This is a genomic window from Synechococcus sp. HK01-R, from assembly GCF_014217855.1.
In the GTDB taxonomy this organism is placed as follows: Bacteria; Cyanobacteriota; Cyanobacteriia; order PCC-6307; family Cyanobiaceae; genus Synechococcus_C.
Window position 1 is genome coordinate 1,050,861 of the sequence record NZ_CP059059.1, and the last position, 20,606, is coordinate 1,071,466.

A 20,606-nucleotide genomic window follows, 5' to 3' on the forward strand; every position below is an offset into this window, starting at 1 on the left:
AACCCAGATGTGCCGTCGAACACAGACGGATGGCGCTTACCCCGTCTCGGGGGGTTGTCAATCAGGGAAAAAGTCTTAAGATCTGATGATCGACCGATAGCACGCCCCCTCCGAGAGGCGAGGCTTCGGCGTCAACTCCGCTGCGGTTGCGCTTTAGTCGCTACCAAGGCTACAGCAGAGGTTGATGCGTCCCCTGTTGTGCATCGGTTTCGGCCGGTGATGTTGATGCCGTGAGCCGGCGTCAGTGTGGCTCGCCACAGCTGGCGCACCTTTCGGATTGCTGACGTCTCGACGCTTTGCGTCTGTTTTTGCGCTGGTGTTCGTCCGCTCTGACGGGCTGCTCCGACGCTTTCCACCTTCATGCTCCCCAGTGGGAGTCTCTCGCCATGTCCAAAAAGCGCAAGCGGATCAGTCGCCGCCGTCTCGCCGGTCAGCGTGTTCTCGCCCACGTGCCGACCTACAACCTCGAAACCGGTGAGCACAAGCCCGTCACCGCCGGTCGTCGCTTCATTGCCGAAAACGGCATTACACCTCCTGCACTGCTGAAGGTTCGCCGCAACGAACACACCACGGATCATTTCTTCTGGGGAGAAAAGGGTCTGTTCAGCGCTCAGTACGCCGAAGAGAACCACTTCCTTTTCCCTTCTCTGCGCTCCATCGTCGACAACATTGGCGAGGACACCCTGTTTGAAGGCCTCGAGCTCGTGGCTGATGACTGGGAAGAGATGGAGGAGTACGAATACGCCTTCGTCTGAAGCCGTCCCCAGGCCTAAAACCACCACCATGGCGAGCAAGCCCTCAGAGTCTGGTCATGACCACCAGGCCCTGAGGGCTTTTGCGATGGCTGGCAGAGCTGCGGCGTCGATGGTGTGTCCGGATTCGCTGGCGACGAGGTCCGCTTTCGCTGCGTTGGTGTTCGCGTTGAGAAGGCTCTGGAGTTGAAGGCTGGCCTGAAACGGCACGATCTCATCGTTTTTTCCATGGAGCAGCAGCACCGATGGCCGATTCGCCGGCGCTGCCCAGCCTGGATGGGGGTAACCGCTGCAGGAAATCACCCCCGCCAGAGGCAGATCACAGCCACTGAGCACGGCCATGGCTGCACCTTGGGAGAAGCCCAGCAACACGGTTTGCGCCAGCGGAATCCCTCCGCTCTCCAGCTCCTTCAGTCGTTGGCAGAGCGCTGCCTGGGCGGAGGGAACGGCTTGCCAGTCGGAGGGGAAGAGTCCATACCACTGGCGGCCCGATCCCTGGGGATGGGGCTCCGGCGCGCGCAGGGCGATCAGTTCCACCGGCTGGGGGAGATCCGCTGTCAATGCCTGGCCGAGAGGCAGCAGGTCATCGGCATCCGCACCCCATCCATGCAGCAGCACCAGCCGCTGCTGCGCCCCTGGGGGGCTGAGCAGAAGTCGGTCGCTGGGGTTCGCTGCAGGCATGAACAGAGGCGGAGTCGCTGCTGCGTAGGTTGGCCCATGGAATCCTTCTGCTGCCATGGCTCCCACAGCCCTGCTGAGCGTGTCCGACAAGCGGGGGCTGGTGCCCCTGGCGGAGGCCTTGCACCGTCGCCATGGCTTCCAGCTTCTCTCGAGTGGCGGCACGGCTACGGCGCTCGAGCAAGCGGGCTTGCCCGTGACCCGCGTCGCTGATCACACAGGCGCTCCGGAAATTCTCGGTGGTCGGGTCAAGACCCTGCATCCCCGGATCCATGGGGGGATCCTGGCCCGTCGTGGGGATCCCGCCCATGAGGCCGATCTCGCGGCTCAGCAGATTGCACCGATCGATGTGGTCGTGGTCAATCTCTATCCCTTCAGGGAAACGGTGGCTGATCCTGCTGTCAGCTGGGACACCGCCATCGAGACCATCGACATCGGCGGACCCACCATGGTGCGCTCGGCAGCCAAGAACCATGCGCATGTGGCTGTGCTCACCAGCCCCGAGCAGTACGACCGGGTGGTCGCTGCCCTCGATCGCCCCGGTGGGATTGATGCTGGCCTGCGCCGTCGTCTTGCTCTTGAGGCGTTTGCGCATACAGCCGCTTACGACACCGCCATCAGCCATTGGATGAAGGGCCGGATGAACCCGGCCGACAGCGATGCAGGGCAACAGGACAGCGAGGAGGGTGGAGCAGCGCTGCCGTGGCTCGAAGCAGTGCCCTTGCGTCAGACCTTGCGTTATGGCGAGAACCCCCATCAGCAGGCGGCCTGGTACAGCGCACCCCGCCGTGGCTGGGGAGGAGCGCTGCAACTGCAGGGCAAGGAGCTCAGCACCAACAATTTGCTCGACCTGGAGGCGGCCCTTGCCACGGTGCGCGAATTCGGATATGGCACAGAGGGGTCCCACCCTGCGGAGCAGCCGGCGGCCGTCGTGGTCAAGCACACCAACCCCTGCGGCGTGGCCGTTGCCGAGGGGGTGGCCGGGGCGCTCACCCGTGCGCTTGATGCTGACCGTGTCAGCGCCTTCGGAGGGATCGTGGCCTTGAACGGTTCCGTGGATGCCGCGGCGGCCCGTGAACTGACCAGCCTGTTTCTGGAGTGTGTGGTGGCACCGGGATTCAGCCCTGAGGCGCGGGAAATCCTTGCCGGCAAAGGGAACCTCCGTCTGCTCGAGCTTGCCCCTGCGGCGATCGATGCGGCCGGCCGCGATCACGTGCGCAGCATCCTCGGCGGTGTCCTGGTGCAGGATCTGGATGATCAACCGATCGATCCAGCCGGATGGACCGTCGCGACGCAGCGCCCGCCGACAGCCCAGGAACAGGCGGATCTGCGCTTCGCATGGCAGTTGGTGCGCCATGTGCGTTCGAACGCGATTGTGGTCGCCAGGGACGGACAGAGCCTGGGGGTGGGCGCCGGACAGATGAACCGCGTCGGTTCCGCTCGCTTGGCGCTCGAAGCTGCCGGAGAGCAGGCCCGGGGGGCGGTGCTGGCCAGTGACGGCTTCTTCCCTTTCGATGACACGGTGCGTCTTGCGGCCAGCCATGGCATCACCGCAGTGATTCATCCCGGCGGCAGCCTTCGCGACGCTGAGTCCATCAAGGCCTGCGATGAACTGGGCCTGGCGATGCTGCTCACCGGGCGGCGCCACTTCCTGCATTGAGGCCCTGAACCCCTAGCCTCGCCCCACGCTCTCTTCCCTCTTCCGCGCGATGACCCTCGCAGCCCTTCCTTTTGCCCTCAACTTTCTGCATCCGCTGATGATGTGGGTGTTACTGGCCGCCGGTGCTTATGCACTGTTCCTGGGCATCAAGGCCAAAAAAGTGCGCACTGGCACCCCGGAAGAGCGCAAAGCCCTGATCCCCGGCAAGTTCGCTCAGCGTCACTACCTCTGGGGAAGCCTGCTGCTGGTGGTGATGGTGTTCGGCACCCTCGGAGGCATGGCCGTGACCTATCTCAACAACGGCAAGCTGTTCGTGGGCCCACACCTGATCGTCGGTTTGGCCATGACCGGGATGATCGCAGCCGCTGCGGCGCTTTCACCGCTGATGCAGCAGGGGAATCTCTTGGCCCGCAAAGCCCATGTGGGCCTGAATATGGGCATGCTCACTCTGTTCCTTTGGCAGGCCGTGAGCGGGATGGAGATCGTCAACAAGATCTGGACCAACCGCTGAGCCGGATCAGGCTGCTACGGGAAGGCCGTCAGGGATTCAGAACGCTGCCCGCTTTCTCGGCGGGCAGACGAGTCCATGGCTGGCATGGAAATCTTCCTGCACTTTCCAGGTCAGCTTGCGTGAGATCTGGCGCACGATCTGGCGCAGCAGGTGATCGCCACTCGACTGCACCAGTCCCTCAGGCAGCATCGTAATCACCTTGGGCAGCCGGATCCAAACGGAGAGATCCAGTGACCAGCTGACGCTGGTGGCTTCGTTGTTGCCGTTTTTGCTGGTCTGCGGTTCCAGGTTGAGAGTCGCCTGGAAGTCAACGTCGTAGAGCTCCTGAAGGGCCGGATCCGCATCGGCGAGGGGCACGGTCACGATCGCGTAAGTGCCCTCTTGCTGCGGCAGCAACCTCAGGCCGATGGTCGGTTCCACCTCAAAGCCGAAATTGCCGAAGCGACCGAGGCGCAGGGCGTAGGCCTGGTTGTCGATCGCCGCGACCTCCATTGGGGCGGCACAACGTCGGAACCAGCCTTCATGCCGGTCGAGGTAGACCGCCACCGGGTCGCGTGGGGCCAACATCTCCATGCGATCGGAGAACGTGCTCCGATAGCAGCGGACCTGGCGATCGTCGCTGTGGCGCAGGGTTTCGGCTGGAGGTCTCGCCAAAAGCAGCACGGATGAATGTCCCTCGCCGGGGACGGTCCCCGTTAGATCAACCAATGTAAAGGGGCCGGGCCTCAGCGTTCGCTCAGAGCGATCAGACGCTGAATCACATGCTCCACGACGCGATCAGGGGTCGAGGCGCCGGAGGTGATTCCCACCTTCACGGGGCCGTCCGGCAGAAAGTTCTGTTCGCGCACCAAGTCCTGGCCCAGGGGTTTGTGCTCGATGCTGTTGTCGGCATCGATGCGCTCGGGCGTATCGATATGGAACGAGCGAATCCCGCGGCTGATGGCGATCTCCTGAAGATGGGTGGTGTTGGAGGAGTTGTAGCCCCCGATCACCACCATCAGATCAAGGGGTTCATCCACCAGGGAGAACATGGCGTCCTGCCGCTCCTGGGTGGCATCACAAATGGTGTTGAAGGCGAGAAAGTGCTCGTTGAGGTGGGCCGGTCCGTATTTGCTGAGCATCGTGCGTTCGAACAGCCGACCGATCTCCTCGGTTTCGCTCTTGAGCATCGTGGTTTGGTTGGCGACCCCCAGGCGCTCCAGGTCGCGATCGGGGTCAAAGCCTGGTGAACAGGCCTTGGCGAAGCGAGCCATAAAGGCGTCCCGATCGCCCTGACCGAGGATGTAATCGGCCACCATGCGGGCTTCCTCGAGATCGAGGACCACCAGATAGGTGCCGGCGAAGGAGCTGGTGGCGAGGGTTTCCTCGTGCTTCACCTTGCCGTGAATGATGGACGTGAAGGCCTGTTTCTTGTGCTTCTCCACGGTCGTCCACACCTTGGAGACCCACGGACAGGTGGTGTCCACGATGTGGCAGCCCCGTTCATTGAGCAGCTGCATCTCCTGCACCGTCGCACCGAAGGCCGGCAGGATCACCACGTCTCCTGAGGCCACTTCGGAAAAGTCCTTCACCCCTTCATCCACCGGGATGAACTGCACATTCATGTCGCGCAGGTGGTCATTGACCGAGGGGTTGTGAATGATCTCGTTCGTGATCCACAGCCGTTCACTTGGATAGTGCCGACGGGTTTCGTAGGCCATGGCCACCGCCCGTTCCACGCCCCAACAGAATCCGAAGGCTTCGGCTAGTCGCACCGTCAGTCGGCCGTGGTTGAGGCGGTAATCGTTGTCGCGGATCGAGCCGATTAGGCCACTTTGGTAAGCCTGCTCCAGGCTGCCGGCCACCTCCTCGGCGCGACCGAAGCCCCGACGGTTGTAGCGATCGGAGTGATGCAGAGAGCGCTTGAAGGCGTGGGTATCCATGGCGCGACGTCGGCGGTGGGATGACTCTATGGGTCCAAAACAAAACCCGACCCCCTGAGGGGTCGGGTCGGAACGCCCAGGAGGCTGAGCCAAGCGGTCTTAGTTGCCGGCTGAAGCGAAATCGGGATAGGCCTCCATCCCGTGCTCACCGATGTCGAGACCTTCGATCTCTTCCTTCTCAGTGACGCGGATGCCACCAAAGAGACCGCCGATCACAGACCAAGCGATCCAGCAGGTGGCCAGGGTCCAGATGGCGTAGGCAGCACAGCCCAGGGCCTGAATACCCAGCTGGGAGATGCCACCGCCGTTGAAGAGGCCGATGCCGGCAGCACCGGGATCCATGCCATCCACGCCCCAGAGGCCGATCACCAGGGTGCCCCAGATGCCGCACACACCGTGCACAGAGAAGGCGCCGACGGGATCGTCGATGCCAGCGGCATCGAGTGCGGAGACTGAGAAGACAACGATGATGCCGCCGACAGCACCAGCGACCCAGGAGCCCACCAGGGTCATGTTGCCGCAACCGGCAGTGATGCTCACCAAACCGGCGAGAATGCCGTTGATGATCATCGTCAGATCCGGCTTGCCGGAGGTCAGGGTCGACACAATCGTGGCAGCGATGGCGCCACCGGCAGCCGCCAGGGTGGTGGTCACAGCCACGTAGGGCACGTACTGGTCCATCTGCAGCTCGGAGCCGGGGTTGAAGCCGTACCAGCCGATCCAGAGGATCAGGGCCCCCAGGGTTGCAATCGACATGTTGTGGCCAGGAATGGCCTGCGGCTTGCCGTCGATGAATTTGCCGATGCGGGGGCCAAGCAACATGGCGCCCACCAGACCGGCCCAAGCACCCACGGAGTGGACGATCGAGGAACCAGCGAAGTCAATGAAAGGGTGAATGGCAGTGCCAGCAAGTTCGGGGTCACCTGCTGCCTGGGCAGTTGCTTCGGTATACAACTCGCCAACTTTGTTGAGCCACCCGCCGTTCCACTCCCAGCTTCCGGAAATCGGATAAATGACCGCAGTGAGGACGAGGGCGAAAATCACGAACTCACCGAACTTGACTCGCTCAGCGACCAGACCGGAAACGATCGTTGCAGCTGTGCCGGCAAAAGCCGCCTGGAAGAGGAAGTCAACGGAAGGGACGAGATCTCCATTCGTCACCATTTCAGGGGTGACTGTTGGATCGAAGAAAAGTCCGAGGGCACCACCCTTGCCGTAGTACAGAAGGCTGCCCCAAAAGGCTTCGCCGTACATCAGCGAATAACCGACGAACCAGTAGGCGGTCACCGCAAGAGCGAACACAAACAGGTTCTTGGCGAGGATGTTGACCGCATTCTTCTGACGGCACATACCGGCTTCGACCATGGCGAATCCGGCGTTCATGAAGATCACCAGGATGGTGGCCACCAGCAACCAGAGGTTGTTGGCCAGGAAGGCGGCATTCAGCTCGGGCATCTCAGCGGCGTGGGCCGAGAGATTGAAGAGACCGAGGCCGAACAGCGCGACCGGCACACAGGCCAGCCACATCAAAGAGCGGTTCGACTTAAAGCCGCGGATGCTGCGCAGGAGGAGCATGGGGCCTTCCAAGAGACTGGCGTCTTGGAGGCGTGTCTTGCCCCGCCTTGCAGGCGAGTGCAGAGCAGTTGTCATGAAAGGAGAGCAGGGCTGCAGAAAGGGCTGGACGCTGGGTCCGGCTTCCAAGCCCCAAAGTGCTCGCTTATGAACCTTTCCCTGGTGACGATTGCTACGGAATTGCCGATTGGTGGCTTTGAACCGGCCTGAGGCCATTCCAGAAGACCCCGTTCCGTTCGAACTGAAACGCGCAGGGAAAGACCTCCACGCCAGCACTCAGGGCCTCTCGGAAGAGCTCGCCGTAGCGGGGATCAGCACTGTCTCCCGGCGCGAACGCCGTGACATCCGGTCGGCTCAGGCAGGGCACCAGCACGGCCCGTGCCTCCGGCGGTAGGGCGCTCAGCTCCTTCAGGTGTTTCTGCCCTCGCTCGGTCACCGTGTCGGGAAAGAGAGCTAGAGACCCCTCGCTCCAGGTGGTGTTCTTGACTTCGAGATAAATGGGGCGCTGATCCTTGGCTGTCTCGTCAGGTTGAAGCAGCAGATCAATGCGACTGCGTTTGTCGGCTCCATAGGCGACTTCTGGCCGAATCGAGCCGATGGCCCCGAGTTGTGTGTCCAGGTGTCCCGCTTCAATCGCCGCCCGGATCAGGCGATTGGGAAGGGCCGTGTTGATGCCCACCCAGCAGGGGCTGCCATCAGCCCCTGCGACTTCCGCCTGCTCCCAGGTCCAGGCGAGTTTGCGGGTCGGTGAGGGGGCGTAGCGCAGTCGCACGCGTCCGCCGGGATGCAGCACTCCTGTCATCGGTCCGGTGTTGGCGCAGTGGGCGGTCACCTCGCTGCCGTCATCAAGACGCACGTCAGCGAGAAAACGCTTGTAGCGCTTCAGCAGCACGCCCTCCTGCAGGGGCTCGAATTCAAGAAGCGGTTGGCCGGGCATAGCTGCGCAGCACCAGGGACGGAGATGGTGGCCATGGTGGCCCCTGGAGTGGGCCTGACAGCGCCGTGGGGTCGAGAATGCCGCGCAGTTCAGACGTGCCGGCCGGGCTGTTGATGGCGAGATCCCTGAAGCGCATCGCCCTGGTGGTGACCTACGGCACCTTGCTCAGCAAGTTGGGGGGGCTGGTGCGGCAGTTGGTGATTGCCGCTGCCTTCGGGGTAGGGGCTGCCTACGACGCCTACAACTACGCCTATGTGCTCCCGGGCTTTCTGCTGATTCTTCTGGGTGGAATCAATGGCCCCTTTCACAGCGCCATGGTGAGCGTGCTCAGCCGTCGGCCGCGGCAGGAGGGGGCTCAGATCCTCGCCACCCTCAACACGATGGTGAGCGCCGTGCTGTTGGCGGTCACCATCGTGCTGGTGTTGGCCGCCGATCCCTTGATCACCCTTGTGGGACCTGGCCTGAGTCCCGAGCTGCACCAGAACGCCGTACTTCAGCTTCAGGTGATGGCGCCGATGGCACTACTTGCTGGTTTGATCGGCCTGGGGTTCGGCTCACTGAATGCCGCCGATGAGTTTTGGATCCCGGCCATTTCGCCGTTGATGTCTTCCCTGGCCCTCATCCTTGGCGTTGGGCTGTTGTGGGGGCAGCTCGGTGCCTCGATCGCGAGCCCCGCCTTCGCGATCCGCGGGGGGGTGGTGCTGGCCTTTGCCACTCTGGTGGGCGCCTTGCTGCAGTGGCTTCTGCAGTTGCCGGCCCTGGCCCGCCAGGGATTGGCTCGGATGCGTTTGGTCTGGGACTGGCGGCATCCCGGGGTTCGTGAGGTGTGGCAGGTGATGGGGCCGGCCACCCTCTCCTCGGGCATGCTCCAGATCAATGTCTTCACCGATCTGTTCTTTGCCTCCGGCATCCTCGGCGCGGCTGCTGGTCTCGGTTACGCCAACCTGCTGGTGCAGACACCTCTGGGCCTGATCTCCAATGCCCTGCTGGTGCCGCTGCTGCCCACCTTCTCGCGTCTGACCGCTCCGGAGGATCGCGAGGCCCTGGTGGCGAGGATCCGGCAGGGTCTGATGCTTTCCACCGCTTCGATGCTGCCGTTGGGCGCTTTGTTCGTGGCCCTCGGACAGCCGATCGTCGCTCTGGTTTACGCCCGTGGTGCTTTTGACCAGCAGGCCGTCCTTTTGGTCACAGGACTTTTGATGGCCTACGGGGTGGGGATGCCCGCCTATCTGGGGCGAGACGTGCTGGTGCGGGTCTTCTATGCCCTTGGTGACGGCACGACACCCTTCCGCCTCTCCCTGGCGGGCATTGGCCTGAATGTGGTGTTCGACTGGTTGCTCGTTGGCGGCCCGACCCCCTGGGGGCCTCAGCTGCCTTTCAATTTCGGGGCGCCGGGCCTGGTCTTAGCCACTGTGGCGATCAACCTGATCACCTGCGCCGCTTTGGTTCTGGCCCTTCAGCAGCGTCTCGGCGGCCTGCCGTTGGACGCCTGGGGTCGGGATGGACTGCGGTTGCTGCTGGCGGCGGTGTTGGCCGGTTTGTCTGCTTGGGCGCTGAGTTCAGGCCTCGATTGGGCTCCTGATGGCATGGGTCGAATCCTGCAGGTGGCCCTATCCGGTGCGATCGGATTGGTGGTGTACGCCCTGATCGGTCAGGCCAGTGGTGTCCCGGAAGTGCGTGAGATCACGCATGGACTGATGCGTCGGTTCAATCGTCGCTGAGCCGAACCTCCCGCTCCTCCCGCACCTGGATCGGAAGCTCCAGTTGCTGACGGCCCACCACCTGCGGTCCTTGGACGGAGAGGATTCTTGCTTCGATCCCGAATTCGCGGAACGCGGTATCCAGTTCTTGGATCAACGCTTTCTCCACCTGGGCCTCAGCGTCGACCACTTTGCCGATCAGCCGCTCGCCCAGCCGGCCAATCCGTTGGCGCACCACTTCACGTGCGTTGGTGACCTCAATGATCAGCACGGGACCTCCCGGGATGGCAGCAACCTTATCGGCAGTACTCCTCCAGGATCTCCTCGAGATCGCGGAGTTGTGCGGCTGGCATCAGCCTGGCGAGGGGGAGCCTGGTGCTGCCGCCGCCGATGGGCACCTGCACGGCTTCAAGGGCCTGACGGGCCGCTACAGCAGCGCCCTGGTCCATGCGAGCGCTGCATTCAATGGCCAGGGCCTCGGCGAGTCCGGCATCGCCGAGATACAGATGCCAGTTGGCGATCTGCAAATAGAGACGGTCGCTCAGGCTGTTACTGAGATCCCGCAGGGATGCGGCGTCAAGGCTCATGGTCCTGGAGGGGCAGAGGGCTGGTCTTCAGAGGCTGGTCGCATCTTGATCAGCACACCGAGTTGCACCACCAGGATCGCCAGCCAGAACTCGCTGAACAGGTTGAGGTGCTCCCAGGGGTGGCGCATCTGCTGAACGAACCAAAGGCCGCTGTTGACGGCCGCGAAAACCATGGCGTGCAGGCACAGGTTCACAATCCGATTGAAATGCCTGTAGGTCGGGTCCGTGGGATCAGCAGGGCCGTACCAGCGGATAGGCATGGAGCTTCCCGTGACGATGCGTTGATTCTGGCGCCCGGGCTGTTGCTTCCAGTCGATGGGCTCCCAGTCGATGTGCCCCAGTTGACGAAGGGTGCCTCGATAGGGTCAGATGGTTGGGCGCAAGCGCTTGTAGCTCAGCGGATTAGAGCATCTGACTACGGATCAGAGGGTCGGGAGTTCGAATCTCTCCAGGCGCGCTTCTCCAACTGCCTTCGGGCAGTTTTTTTTTTGGCTGCTCGCAGGGGTCCTATTTCCTACGATTCGACAACAGTCGGATTGTGTCGATGTCTGAACGAGCCCCTTCCAAGATCAATGTCGCTCTAGGGGAGACCGATCCCGCTATCGCAGCACTGATCGCACGGGAGCAGGACCGTCAGGAGACCCACCTCGAGCTGATCGCTTCCGAGAACTTCGCCTCCCGGGCCGTGATGGAGGCTCAGGGGTCGGTGCTCACCAATAAGTACGCCGAAGGCCTGCCGCACAAGCGCTACTACGGCGGCTGTGAGCATGTGGATGCGATTGAGGAGCTGGCGATCGAGCGGGCGAAGCAGCTCTTTGGTGCCGCCTGGGCGAATGTGCAGCCCCACAGCGGCGCTCAGGCCAATTTCGCCGTGTTCCTGGCCCTGCTCCAGCCCGGCGACACGATCATGGGCATGGACCTCAGCCATGGCGGCCATCTCACCCATGGGTCACCGGTGAATGTCAGTGGCAAGTGGTTCAAGGTCGTTCAGTACGGCGTTGACCGGGAGACCCAGCGTCTCGACATGGAGGCGATCCGGAAGCTTGCGCTCGAGCATCGGCCCAAGTTGATCGTTTGCGGATACTCCGCTTATCCCCGCACGATTGATTTCCCTGCTTTCCGGGCGATCGCCGATGAAGTGGGGGCCTTCCTGCTTGCCGATATGGCTCACATTGCCGGCCTCGTGGCAGCAGGTGTGCACCCCAGCCCTGTTCCCCATTGCGATGTGGTCACCACGACCACCCACAAGACCCTTCGCGGTCCCCGTGGAGGTCTGATCCTCTGCCGTGATGCCGAGTTCGCCCGTCAGTTCGATAAGGCGGTCTTCCCCGGCACCCAGGGTGGCCCGCTCGAGCATGTGATCGCCGCTAAGGCCGTGGCCTTTGGGGAAGCACTTCAGCCCGCTTTCAAGGCCTACAGCCAGCAGGTGGTGGCTAATGCACAAGCCCTCGCTGCCCGGATTCAGGAGCGGGGAATTGATGTGGTGAGCGGTGGCACTGACAATCATGTGGTGCTGCTCGACCTGCGCAGCATCGGCATGACCGGCAAGGTGGCCGACCTGCTGGTGAGCGATGTGCACATCACCGCGAACAAGAACACCGTGCCCTTTGATCCGGAGTCCCCCTTCGTGACCAGTGGTCTACGCCTGGGCACTGCCGCTCTCACCACCAGGGGCTTTGATGCTGAGGCCTTCCGAGAGGTGGCTGATGTGATCGCTGATCGTCTGCTGAATCCCGAGGACGACGCCATCCAGGCCCGGTGTTTGGAGCGGGTCCGTGACCTCTGCTTGCGTTTCCCGCTCTATGGCGGAGTCGCTGTTGCACCGGCGCTTGCCTGACTGTCCCAAATGGTCTTGGAGCCTGGGCATGGACCTGCCTAGGATTTTTCCATTCGATCCCTTTTCGGGGTGATTCCCTCCGCGGAGCTTCCTGTGACCCTCGCGAGCAGCCCCCTCGCAGTCGCCGTGGCGAGCTTCGTGATGGCTGCGGGCATCACCACGATCATTGTTCCTCGGGTGCGGGCTCTAGGACTGCATTTCGGCCTCACCGATCAGCCCGATCCGCGCAAGCAGCACTCCACCCCGATGGTTCGTCTCGGTGGGGTGGCCATGGTGATTGGTTTCGCCCTCGCTCTCGCGGTGACCTGGGGGCTGGGGGGCTTTGGCCTGCTCGCTCCGGAACGAGATCAACTGATCTGGACCACCCTGGCGGGTTCCCTTTGCTTTTTTGTGATCGGCCTGGCCGATGACCTCTTTGCTCTTTCCCCCTGGCCCAGGCTCGCGGGGCAGGTGGCTGTCGCCGTCGTCGTCTGGTCCCAGGGGGTGAGGATCGGTGCCATCGATTTCCCCTGGCTGATCGATGGCGGCACGCCTCTTGTACTGCCCGATCTGCTCAGCCTCGCGGCCACAGTGATCTGGCTTGTGGGTATCACCAACGCGATCAATTGGCTTGATGGCCTCGACGGCCTGGCCGCTGGGGTGGCGGGTATTGCCGCCGTTGGCCTGGTGTCCGTCAGCTTCTCGCTCCATCAGGTGGCCGCTGGTTTCTTAGCGGCTGCTCTGGCTGGCTCCTGCCTCGGCTTTCTTCGCCACAACTTCAATCCCGCCCGCATTTTCATGGGGGATGGAGGGTCTTATTTCCTCGGCTTCACCCTTGCAGCGATCAGCATTGTGGGGCCGGCCAAAGGCATCACGACCGTCAGCTTGCTGCTTCCCCTGCTCATCCTGTCCCTCCCTCTGGCCGACATGAGCGCCGTGATCATGGGGCGTCTCCGGGAGGGGCGCTCGCCTTTCTACCCCGATCGACGCCACCTTCATCACCGCTTACTCAGGGCCGGTTTCAGCCATCGACGGACGGTTCTCTTGATCTATGTGTTCACCCAGTGGCTTGCTGCCTTGGCCATGGTGGTTGCCAATGTGGAGCTGCGCTTCCTCTGGCTGGGCTTGGCCACAGCCATTTTGGTGGGAACCGTTGTGGTGCTGCGTCGTCGCCAGCAAGAAGAGCGAGCCGAGCTGCGCCGCTCCTCAGGTTGTGGACCCGACGACGGTGAGCGTCAGACCTGTGTGTCACCGAACTGTTCCCATGGGAACACCCCTGCGCAGCGTGGCTGAACGGGACGATCAACGGGAAGATGGCGTTGAGCTTCTTTGTGTTGGCACGGAGTTGCTGCTCGGCAACATCCTCAATGGCAATGCCCGCTGGCTGGGCGAACAGCTGGCGGCACTCGGTTTGCCTCACTACAGGCAGTCGGTGCTTGGAGACAATCGCTCCCGTTTGATCCGCTTTGCTCAAGAGGCTGCAGAGCGCTCCAGGGTGTTGATCACCACGGGCGGCCTTGGCCCTACGCCGGATGACCTCACGACCGAGGCATTGGCCACAGCTTTCGAGACTCCCCTGGAGGAGCGGCCCGAGGTCTGGGCCGACATCGTCGCGAAGTGCCGCAGTCGCGGCCGCGAGCCTGGCCCGAGCCTGCGTCGTCAGGCACAACTGCCTCGAGGGGCCCAGGTGCTTCCCAATGCCACCGGTACGGCGCCAGGGATGATCTGGTCACCCCAGGAAGGATTCACGATCCTCACCTTTCCTGGTGTCCCGAGCGAGATGCGGGCGATGTGGAGTGCAACGGCAGCCCCGTGGCTGCGCGATTCCGATCTGGCCCAGGGGGTGATTGCGAGTCGCCAGTTGCATTTCTGGGGCATCGGCGAATCCAGCCTTGCCGAGCAGATCGAGGACTTGCTGGCTGGTCGCAATCCCACCGTGGCCCCCTATGCCGGTGGCGGTGAGGTGATGCTGCGTCTCACCGCAAGGGCCCAGACCGAAGACGAGGCGTTTCGCTTGTTGGACCCCGTGGAGCAGGAGTTGTGCCGTCGCACTGGGCGACTCTGCTTTGGAGCCGATGACGACACCCTGGCCTCTGTGGTGATTGCCTCGCTTCGGGAGCGTGGGCAGACCCTGGCGGTGGCGGAATCCTGTACTGGGGGCGGCCTTGGCGCTTCCCTGACGTCTGTTCCGGGCGCATCGGAGGTGTTGCTTGGAGGCGTGATTGCCTACGCCAATCCCGTCAAGCGAGACCTGCTCTCGGTTCCTCAAGAGCTGCTCGACCGCCATGGGGCCGTCAGTGATCCAGTGGCGATTGCCATGGCGGAAGGGGTCCGTCGCTGCACTGGTGCCGACTGGGGAGTGGCGATTACTGGGATCGCCGGTCCATGTGGCGGTAGCGAGACCAAGCCGGTGGGCCTGGTGCATTTGGCCGTGGTCGGTCCTGATGGTGCCGAAAGTAGTGGCGAGCGTTTTGGTGCCAGCCAAGGTCGTGACTGGATCAGGCGGCTCAGTGTGGGAGAGGCCCTGAACCGCCTTCGCCTTCGCCTTCTCGAGAGTGCTGCTGTTGCTGACGCTTAGGCTGATGCGCTGATCATTTGGCGGGCATGAGCAGCGGCACGCTTTACGACAAGGTCTGGGAGTTGCACCGGGTGGCGGAGCTTCCCGGTGGATCCACTCAGCTCTTCATCGGTCTGCATTTGATCCATGAAGTCACCAGCCCGCAGGCTTTTGCGGCGTTGGACGACAAGGGTCTCGCCGTGCGCTGTCCTGAGCGCACGGTTGCCACGGTGGATCACATCGTGCCAACCACAAGCCAGGCGCGTCCGTTCGCCGATCCCCTGGCTGAAGAGATGCTCAGCACGCTTGAGCGCAACTGCGCGCGGCATGGCATCACCCTGCATGGCCTCGGCAGCGGCCGTCAGGGCATCGTGCATGTGATCGCTCCCGAGTTGGGTTTGACCCAACCCGGCATGACCGTGGCTTGCGGCGATTCCCACACCTCCACCCATGGCGCCTTCGGTGCGATCGCTTTCGGGATCGGCACCAGTCAGGTCCGCGATGTGCTCGCCAGTCAGAGCCTGGCGATGAACAAGCTGAAGGTGCGACGCATCTGGGTCGACAATCAGCTCAGTCCAGGCGTGTTCGCCAAGGATCTGATCCTGCATGTGATCCGCACGTTGGGTGTGAAGGCCGGTGTGGGCCATGCCTATGAGTTCGCTGGTCCAGCGATCGATGCGCTCTCCATGGAAGAGCGCATGACGCTCTGCAATATGGCGATCGAGGGTGGTGCCCGGTGTGGCTACGTGAATCCCGATCAGGTGACATTCGATTACCTCGCCGGTCGGCCAGCGGCACCCAGCGGTGATGCCTGGGAGCGTGCTGTGACCTGGTGGCGCTCACTCGCTTCCGATCAAGACGCCAGCTTTGATGATGAGGTGCGCTTCGACGCGGCTGCGATTGCGCCCACGGTGACTTGGGGGATCACCCCTGGCCAGGGCATCGGTGTGGATGAAGCGGTGCCGACCCCTGATGAGCTTCAGCCATCGGACCGACCGATTGCGGAGGAGGCCTACCGCTACATGGATCTGGCTCCAGGTCAGGCGATTGCCGGAGTGCCGATTGATGTCTGCTTCATCGGCAGCTGCACCAATGGTCGTCTCAGCGATCTGAAGGCTGCGGCTGCGGTGGCCCGTGGACGCCATGTGGCTGAAGGCATCAAGGCGTTTGTGGTGCCTGGATCAGAGCAGGTGGCTCGGGCGGCGGAAGCGGAGGGGCTTGATGCGGTCTTCCGTGCAGCTGGTTTTGAATGGAGAGAGCCCGGCTGCTCCATGTGTCTGGCCATGAATCCTGACCGCCTGGAGGGGCGGCAGATCAGTGCAAGCTCCAGCAACCGCAACTTCAAAGGGCGCCAGGGTTCTGCCAGTGGGCGCACGCTGCTGATGAGCCCGGCGATGGTGGCCGCGGCTGCGGTGACCGGCACCGTCACGGATGTCCGCAGCCTGGTGGCAACAGACGCCGTCTCCGGCTGAGTCAAGTCTCATTTCGTTTCTTCCCCGAGTTCTCCACCCGACGCTGTCCATGACCCAGTCAGGCGCCTTCCCCCAAGGCATGATCACCCAAGTGCATGGGCGTGCCTTCACCCTGCGGGGCGATGACATTGATACCGACCGAATCATTCCCGCTCGCTATCTCAAATGTGTGAGCTTCGAAGCGCTAGGCGATCAGGTGTTCGCGGACGATCGTCAGGAACTCGCTGGTGCTCACCCCTTTGATCAGCCCGAGCATGTCGGGGCAAGGATCCTTGTGGTCAACGGCAATTTTGGTTGTGGCTCCAGCCGAGAACATGCGCCTCAGGCACTGATGCGTTGGGGGATTCGTGCTGTGATCGGTGTCAGTTTTGCTGAGATCTTTCACGGCAACTGCCTCGCTTTGGGCATTCCCTGTGCAACGGCAACACCTGATGAGGTGGTGCGCTTGCAGGCAGCGGTTGAAGCTGACCCAACGCTCGAATGGTCCCTTGATCTGGAGCGCGGCCGTTGTCAGAACGAGCGGGCGGGCGACTGGGAGGTGCGCCTGGATCCAGGAGCGCGGGAGATGCTGCTGAGCGGTCGATGGGATGCCACGTCCCAGCTTGTGGCTAGGGAGGCGGAGCTGAACGCAACGCTGCAACGGTTGCCGTATCTCAACGGTTTTCATCCCCTCTGAGCACGCGGGGATGAGCCTGGGGCTGCGGACACTTGCCTGAGTGTCTATGACGGAAGGAGAGGAGTCTTCCGTCCATGGCCTCCATTGCAGCCTCAGCATCTGTCCTGGCGGGGGTCTTCACCCTGGGCCTGACCGCTGTTGCACCCTTGCGCAGCGAGAGCGTGGTGCCTCTCCAGGTGCAGCCGTTCATGGCGCCCATCGAGCAGTTACTCACCGTTGGTGCTTGCCGAGCCTGTGATCTGCGTGGTGCTGATCTGCGCGGTGCTCATCTGATCGGTGTTGATCTCCGTGATGCCGATCTGCGCGCTGCCCAGCTCGCGGATGCCAACCTCGAGGGAGCTGATCTCAGTGGTGCGCGCCTCGACGGGGCTGATCTGCGTGGGGCGATGCTGACCAATGCCGAGCTCTCCGGCACGGATCTTCGCCATGCCGATCTGCGCAACGCGGTTGTGATCAATGCCTATGCACCGGGGGTGCAAACGAAGGGCATGCAGTTTGCCGGCTCCGATCTCACCGGTAGCCATCTGATTTATGGAGGTGGGCCCGACTGATGTTCAGAAGGGTCTGGCTTCCAACGTGTTCGGCAGGTTGCGCGGGGTGTAAGGGATGAAGGGCACACCGGTGCCGGTGAAATTGAAGTCATTGAGACGGAAGCGGAAGCCACCGATTCCTTCGTAGGGGTTGTAGTAGAAGCCGAAGTCATAGCTGCGCCGCTGCCAGCGCAACTCGATGTTGGAGTTGATCACGTCGCCGTAAAACTCTGAGGCTGGATCCACGTTGAGAGCCACGCCCATGTTCAGGAGCAGTGGTCCTGCGATCTGCTGGGTGATGCCAATCCCAAGAGTGCCCAGATCGATGGCCTGGTCAAAGTCGAAGGGGCTGCTTCCCTGCTTGAGCGTGCCGCCGCCGCTGACCGACAGCTGGGTGTAGTCGAGGAAGGGTTTGCTGAAGGTGCCCAGGGTGAGGGTTGGGCCGCCCGACAGACTGATCGTGTTCTGCGATGTGCCGTTGCCGTAAGCCGCCAGCAGGGTGTTGACGTTGGTATTGAAGGTGAGGCCAGGCACAATCGCTACGGGTGAGTAGCGATAGGCCCCTTCAGGAGTAAGGGGAGCTGTTTTGCCGCGCCAGAGCGGATAGCTGCTGTTGAAGGAGCCGTAGAAATTTGCCCTCCAGAGTTCGCTCAGGTTGGTGCTCTCGAAGTCTTCGGCCTGGTAATTGCCCAGCCCGATTCGCCACAGATAGGAATTGCTGAGTTTGCCCCAGTTCACGTTGCCCTTCTGTTCGGCGAAGCCGCCGAACGCCGAATACACATCGGTTTCGCCTAAGGAACCGTTCCAGGTCCGGTAGCGATAGGCGCCGAAGAAGCGGGTGGTGAATTCCCCGATCCAAGGAAGCGTGAAGTTGTTTTTGATGCTTCCCCAATAGCGACTGCCATTGGCGATGTTCTGAGGGCTGAAGGTGCTGATGTCGGCGTTGACCGTGGTGTCCCAACCCCAGAGCTGGCCATTCAGCTCGGCTTCCAGTCCAAACAAATCGCCGATGGTGGTGGGCTGAGTCACATCGCCGCTGTCGACGGAGGAGCCCGGTGCCACGTAGCTGTTGGTCTGGCCATCAATGGCCCGCTGCACCAGAAACTGCGGTTGCAGGCTCAGGGTGTAGTCACTGCTGAGTTCGATCGGCTTGAGGTTTTTGCCGATGAAGAATCCATCACGGTCTTCATTGTCGATGCCGAACACCCAGCGATTCTCAATCTCCTCCTCCTTCTGAATGCGTTGGGTGCGGCTCACTGGAATCGGGAGCCGTTCCTCGACAATCAAACGGTTGCGATCGCTTTGGATCACGATGTCGCCATTGGGCTGTTCCCTGGCAATGACGTTGTCTGCATCGATGCGGGTCTGGGCTGGTGTGAACGGGTCATTGCTGAAACCCATGCGATCGGCTTGCCAGCCTTCTGGGGTCACGCGGACCCGTGCCGCCTGAATGCGCCAGCGACTGATCTCTCCGGTGACCAGCTGGGTACGGCCCATCTGATTGAGCTGGCTAGCGCGCACGCCGCCGTAGTCGTTGGTTTCCTCTACAGCGCTGTTTTGCACAGTGCCGGGCACCCCGAGGCGACGTTCGACCGTGAGTGCTTGTTGGAACTGGATGCTGCTGATTCGCTGGTCGATGGCTGCGATCGCTCTGGCCCTCTCTGCTTCCTGTTCTGAAAGGGACAGCTTGGAGGTCTCGCTCTGAGCCAGACGGGTGACCGGTGGCTGGGCAGCGGTTGGGGTTGGGTTGCCCAAGGTGATGTCATCCAGCAGCTCGTTCAGGCTCTGCGGTGGTACGCGACTGGCGCGGTCAGGGTCGGGACAGCCCAGGGGTGGCGGTACCACCGCCTGTTCCGGCGCTGCAGGATCCTGGCCCCAGCGGTAGCGCACCCCGACTAGATAAGCGTTGCTGCCCTCCCTGACACCGCTGTAGGTGCCGAAGGCGCCGGAACGGTGGTGGATCCTGCCCACCACTGAGAGCTCGGGAGAGACGGCGGCCTCGAGTTCAAAGGCCAGGTAATTGAGCAGCTGCGCGTAGTTCTCCCGGTAGGTGCGCTCGTAGTTGCTGACGGAGGTGTTGTAGCTGATGCCCTCGACAAATCCGAAGCTCAGCCAGGGTTGCAGCCAGAGCCGCGCCCCTAGGCCGAGGATCCCTTCAGCAAAGGTCTGATCAGGCGTGTCGGCATAGGGCACGGATTGGTTGAATTGGCCGCCTTTCTGGCTGTAGGCGTGGTGGCCAAACAGGTCGGCCTCCAGTTCCAGCGATAGGGGGCCTGCCCGCCAGATGCGCTTCTGAAGACTCAGGCCGAGCAGGTATTCCGGTCGCATCCTTCCGTTGAAGAGGAAGGTATCGCCGAAGTTGGAATCGATCATCTGCCCACCCCAGGCCGTCACAGCCCAGGGATGGGGATGCCAGGGGGGGACCGGGGGCAGCACTGGCGGGCAGGCCATCCCTGCATCGGCGGGTTTGTTGTTGGGTTGTGCCGCATCGGGCACCTGCCATTCCTGTGCCGGCGGGAGTTCCACGTCCCAAAAGCCGCTGCCGTCACCCTGGGGGCTGATCCGCTCGGGGGTGCTTGCCTCCAATTCGATGCCGAGGGCTGTGGGGAACCCCAGACCGCTGCTTTCAATGACCGGCAGGAGGCGCGACGTGCCAGTTGATCGATCCGTGGGCTTCTCCGCAGGCTTGGGGTTGGCTCCGCCGTAGGGGTTGAGATCGATGGCGGCGCTGTCGAGATCCAGGACGCCGTACACGTCTTCCAGCTCGCCCTCGCCCTGGATCAGGCTGAAGCGAAGCGTGCTGGCCTGGAAATACTGCGCACCCTTGCGATAACGAACGCTGCCACGGGCGAACAGGGTGTTGAAGTTGCTGTCGAACTCGATGCGGTCCGCCTGCAGGACTCCGCCGTTGAGGACGGCCCGTACGTTGCCCTCGGCGATGAACAGGTTTCTGCGCGAGTCGTAGCTCTGTTGATCAGCCTTGAGCTTGATCTCCAGCGGTGGACGGGGAGGTTGCTCCGAGTCTTTTGTGCTGCCGGCTGACTTGCTTTCCGTGGGCGCAGGCGTCTTTGCCGCCGCTGGCGAGATCGGGCTGATCAGGGAGCCCAGGAGCACAAGCGTGTAAAAGTGCCTGGCCAGCAGGCCTGAATGACCGGATGTGACGTTGCGAGCCGGCAAGCGCTGCTGCTGCTGTGGCCGCTGATCTTGCCACGCGCAGCACGCTCAACTCTGCAGAT

19 protein-coding genes and 1 tRNA gene are annotated in these 20,606 nt (G+C 62.6%); 11 read left to right on the forward strand and 9 right to left on the reverse strand.

Features of this window, described 5'->3' with window-relative positions:
* Nucleotides 1–386 precede the first annotated feature (386 nt).
* On the forward strand, nucleotides 387–755 hold the full coding sequence (locus tag H0O21_RS05400) for a DUF3155 domain-containing protein (RefSeq protein ID WP_131455830.1): 369 nt from the start codon (nucleotides 387–389) through the stop codon (nucleotides 753–755).
* A gap of 54 nt (nucleotides 756–809) precedes the next feature.
* Here the strand turns inward: H0O21_RS05400 and H0O21_RS05405 are convergent, their stop codons facing one another.
* On the reverse strand, nucleotides 810–1,490 hold the full coding sequence (locus H0O21_RS05405; protein WP_370523090.1) for an alpha/beta hydrolase: 681 nt from the start codon (nucleotides 1,488–1,490) through the stop codon (nucleotides 810–812).
* Here H0O21_RS05405 and purH point away from each other — a divergent pair.
* Together purH and H0O21_RS05415 are read left to right on the forward strand one after the other, a co-directional pair.
* The gene (gene purH / locus H0O21_RS05410) at nucleotides 1,489–3,090 is read left to right on the forward strand and encodes a bifunctional phosphoribosylaminoimidazolecarboxamide formyltransferase/IMP cyclohydrolase (RefSeq protein ID WP_185190670.1); all 1,602 of its coding nucleotides are present in this window, start codon (nucleotides 1,489–1,491) and stop codon (nucleotides 3,088–3,090) included. The genes H0O21_RS05405 and purH overlap by 2 nt on opposite strands.
* A gap of 49 nt (nucleotides 3,091–3,139) precedes the next feature.
* A complete protein-coding gene (locus tag H0O21_RS05415; protein WP_185190671.1) occupies nucleotides 3,140–3,601 on the forward strand; it encodes a DUF4079 domain-containing protein in 462 nt (153 codons plus the stop codon).
* Between the two features lie 36 nt (nucleotides 3,602–3,637).
* On the opposite strand, the gene H0O21_RS05420 is transcribed toward H0O21_RS05415, so the two are convergent.
* From H0O21_RS05420 to sfsA, 4 genes are all read right to left on the reverse strand, one after another.
* Entirely contained in the window at nucleotides 3,638–4,264 is a 627-nt protein-coding gene (locus H0O21_RS05420; protein WP_185190672.1) for a DUF1997 domain-containing protein, read from the reverse strand.
* Between the two features lie 62 nt (nucleotides 4,265–4,326).
* Nucleotides 4,327–5,523 (reverse strand): 4-hydroxy-3-methylbut-2-enyl diphosphate reductase, encoded by a 1,197-nt coding sequence (locus H0O21_RS05425; RefSeq protein WP_185190673.1) that lies wholly within the window; start codon nucleotides 5,521–5,523, stop codon nucleotides 4,327–4,329.
* 99 nt (nucleotides 5,524–5,622) lie between these two features.
* On the reverse strand, nucleotides 5,623–7,173 hold the full coding sequence (locus tag H0O21_RS05430) for an ammonium transporter (RefSeq protein WP_185190674.1): 1,551 nt from the start codon (nucleotides 7,171–7,173) through the stop codon (nucleotides 5,623–5,625).
* 94 nt (nucleotides 7,174–7,267) lie between these two features.
* On the reverse strand, nucleotides 7,268–8,032 hold the full coding sequence (sfsA, locus tag H0O21_RS05435; RefSeq protein WP_185190675.1) for a DNA/RNA nuclease SfsA: 765 nt from the start codon (nucleotides 8,030–8,032) through the stop codon (nucleotides 7,268–7,270).
* A 113-nt stretch (nucleotides 8,033–8,145) separates the two neighbouring features.
* Here sfsA and murJ point away from each other — a divergent pair, with 113 nt between their 5' ends.
* On the forward strand, nucleotides 8,146–9,753 hold the full coding sequence (gene murJ, locus H0O21_RS05440) for a murein biosynthesis integral membrane protein MurJ (protein ID WP_185190676.1): 1,608 nt from the start codon (nucleotides 8,146–8,148) through the stop codon (nucleotides 9,751–9,753).
* Here the strand turns inward: murJ and H0O21_RS05445 are convergent.
* From H0O21_RS05445 to H0O21_RS05455, 3 genes are read right to left on the reverse strand one after another with little or no spacing between them, the layout of a single operon-like run.
* Nucleotides 9,740–10,003, reverse strand: a complete 264-nt coding sequence (locus H0O21_RS05445; protein WP_131455848.1) for a cytochrome-c oxidase — start codon at nucleotides 10,001–10,003, stop codon at nucleotides 9,740–9,742. The two genes, murJ and H0O21_RS05445, sit on opposite strands and share 14 nt — an antisense overlap.
* A gap of 25 nt (nucleotides 10,004–10,028) precedes the next feature.
* Nucleotides 10,029–10,319 carry a DUF3181 family protein gene (locus tag H0O21_RS05450; protein ID WP_131592829.1) on the reverse strand — a complete coding sequence of 97 codons (291 nt, stop codon included), beginning with the start codon at nucleotides 10,317–10,319 and terminating at the stop codon, nucleotides 10,029–10,031.
* Nucleotides 10,316–10,579 (reverse strand): hypothetical protein, encoded by a 264-nt coding sequence (locus tag H0O21_RS05455; protein ID WP_131455852.1) that lies wholly within the window; start codon nucleotides 10,577–10,579, stop codon nucleotides 10,316–10,318. Before H0O21_RS05455 ends, H0O21_RS05450 begins: the two co-directional genes overlap by 4 nt.
* 123 nt (nucleotides 10,580–10,702) lie before the next feature.
* Between H0O21_RS05455 and H0O21_RS05460 the strand changes: the two genes are divergently transcribed.
* The 7 genes from H0O21_RS05460 to H0O21_RS05490 all read left to right on the forward strand — a co-directional run bounded on the left by H0O21_RS05460 (nucleotide 10,703) and on the right by H0O21_RS05490 (nucleotide 17,391).
* Nucleotides 10,703–10,776, forward strand: a tRNA-Arg gene (locus H0O21_RS05460).
* 87 nt (nucleotides 10,777–10,863) lie between these two features.
* Nucleotides 10,864–12,156, forward strand: a complete 1,293-nt coding sequence (glyA, locus tag H0O21_RS05465) for a serine hydroxymethyltransferase (RefSeq protein ID WP_131455854.1) — start codon at nucleotides 10,864–10,866, stop codon at nucleotides 12,154–12,156.
* A gap of 93 nt (nucleotides 12,157–12,249) precedes the next feature.
* Nucleotides 12,250–13,428, forward strand: a complete 1,179-nt coding sequence (locus tag H0O21_RS05470; protein ID WP_255441187.1) for an MraY family glycosyltransferase — start codon at nucleotides 12,250–12,252, stop codon at nucleotides 13,426–13,428.
* A complete protein-coding gene (locus H0O21_RS05475) occupies nucleotides 13,400–14,713 on the forward strand; it encodes a competence/damage-inducible protein A (protein WP_185190677.1) in 1,314 nt (437 codons plus the stop codon). Before H0O21_RS05470 ends, H0O21_RS05475 begins: the two co-directional genes overlap by 29 nt.
* 26 nt (nucleotides 14,714–14,739) lie before the next feature.
* Entirely contained in the window at nucleotides 14,740–16,164 is a 1,425-nt protein-coding gene (leuC, locus tag H0O21_RS05480; protein WP_185190678.1) for a 3-isopropylmalate dehydratase large subunit, read from the forward strand.
* A 49-nt stretch (nucleotides 16,165–16,213) separates the two neighbouring features.
* Nucleotides 16,214–16,840: a 3-isopropylmalate dehydratase small subunit 2 gene (locus H0O21_RS05485; protein ID WP_185190679.1), complete on the forward strand. Its 627-nt coding sequence runs from the start codon at nucleotides 16,214–16,216 to the stop codon at nucleotides 16,838–16,840.
* 74 nt (nucleotides 16,841–16,914) lie between these two features.
* The gene (locus H0O21_RS05490; RefSeq protein WP_185190680.1) at nucleotides 16,915–17,391 is read left to right on the forward strand and encodes a pentapeptide repeat-containing protein; all 477 of its coding nucleotides are present in this window, start codon (nucleotides 16,915–16,917) and stop codon (nucleotides 17,389–17,391) included.
* A 3-nt stretch (nucleotides 17,392–17,394) separates the two neighbouring features.
* Here H0O21_RS05490 and H0O21_RS05495 read toward each other — a convergent pair whose 3' ends face one another.
* Nucleotides 17,395–20,484 (reverse strand): DUF3769 domain-containing protein, encoded by a 3,090-nt coding sequence (locus H0O21_RS05495; protein ID WP_370523105.1) that lies wholly within the window; start codon nucleotides 20,482–20,484, stop codon nucleotides 17,395–17,397.
* Nucleotides 20,485–20,606 lie beyond the last annotated feature (122 nt).

What these genes read in the sequence shown, in the direction of transcription:
- H0O21_RS05400 (WP_131455830.1), top strand. Translation starts at nt 387, where the DNA reads ATGTCCAAAAAGCGCAAGCGGATCAGTCGCCGCCGTCTCGCCGGTCAG.
- purH (WP_185190670.1), top strand. Translation starts at nt 1,489, where the DNA reads ATGGCTCCCACAGCCCTGCTGAGCGTGTCCGACAAGCGGGGGCTGGTG.
- H0O21_RS05405 (WP_370523090.1), bottom strand. Translation starts at nt 1,490, where the DNA reads ATGGCAGCAGAAGGATTCCATGGGCCAACCTACGCAGCAGCGACTCCG.
- H0O21_RS05415 (WP_185190671.1), top strand. Translation starts at nt 3,140, where the DNA reads ATGACCCTCGCAGCCCTTCCTTTTGCCCTCAACTTTCTGCATCCGCTG.
- H0O21_RS05425 (WP_185190673.1), bottom strand. Translation starts at nt 5,523, where the DNA reads ATGGATACCCACGCCTTCAAGCGCTCTCTGCATCACTCCGATCGCTAC.
- H0O21_RS05430 (WP_185190674.1), bottom strand. Translation starts at nt 7,173, where the DNA reads ATGACAACTGCTCTGCACTCGCCTGCAAGGCGGGGCAAGACACGCCTC.
- sfsA (WP_185190675.1), bottom strand. Translation starts at nt 8,032, where the DNA reads ATGCCCGGCCAACCGCTTCTTGAATTCGAGCCCCTGCAGGAGGGCGTG.
- murJ (WP_185190676.1), top strand. Translation starts at nt 8,146, where the DNA reads ATGGCGAGATCCCTGAAGCGCATCGCCCTGGTGGTGACCTACGGCACC.
- H0O21_RS05450 (WP_131592829.1), bottom strand. Translation starts at nt 10,319, where the DNA reads ATGAGCCTTGACGCCGCATCCCTGCGGGATCTCAGTAACAGCCTGAGC.
- H0O21_RS05455 (WP_131455852.1), bottom strand. Translation starts at nt 10,579, where the DNA reads ATGCCTATCCGCTGGTACGGCCCTGCTGATCCCACGGACCCGACCTAC.
- glyA (WP_131455854.1), top strand. Translation starts at nt 10,864, where the DNA reads ATGTCTGAACGAGCCCCTTCCAAGATCAATGTCGCTCTAGGGGAGACC.
- H0O21_RS05475 (WP_185190677.1), top strand. Translation starts at nt 13,400, where the DNA reads ATGGGAACACCCCTGCGCAGCGTGGCTGAACGGGACGATCAACGGGAA.
- leuC (WP_185190678.1), top strand. Translation starts at nt 14,740, where the DNA reads ATGAGCAGCGGCACGCTTTACGACAAGGTCTGGGAGTTGCACCGGGTG.
- H0O21_RS05485 (WP_185190679.1), top strand. Translation starts at nt 16,214, where the DNA reads ATGACCCAGTCAGGCGCCTTCCCCCAAGGCATGATCACCCAAGTGCAT.
- H0O21_RS05490 (WP_185190680.1), top strand. Translation starts at nt 16,915, where the DNA reads ATGGCCTCCATTGCAGCCTCAGCATCTGTCCTGGCGGGGGTCTTCACC.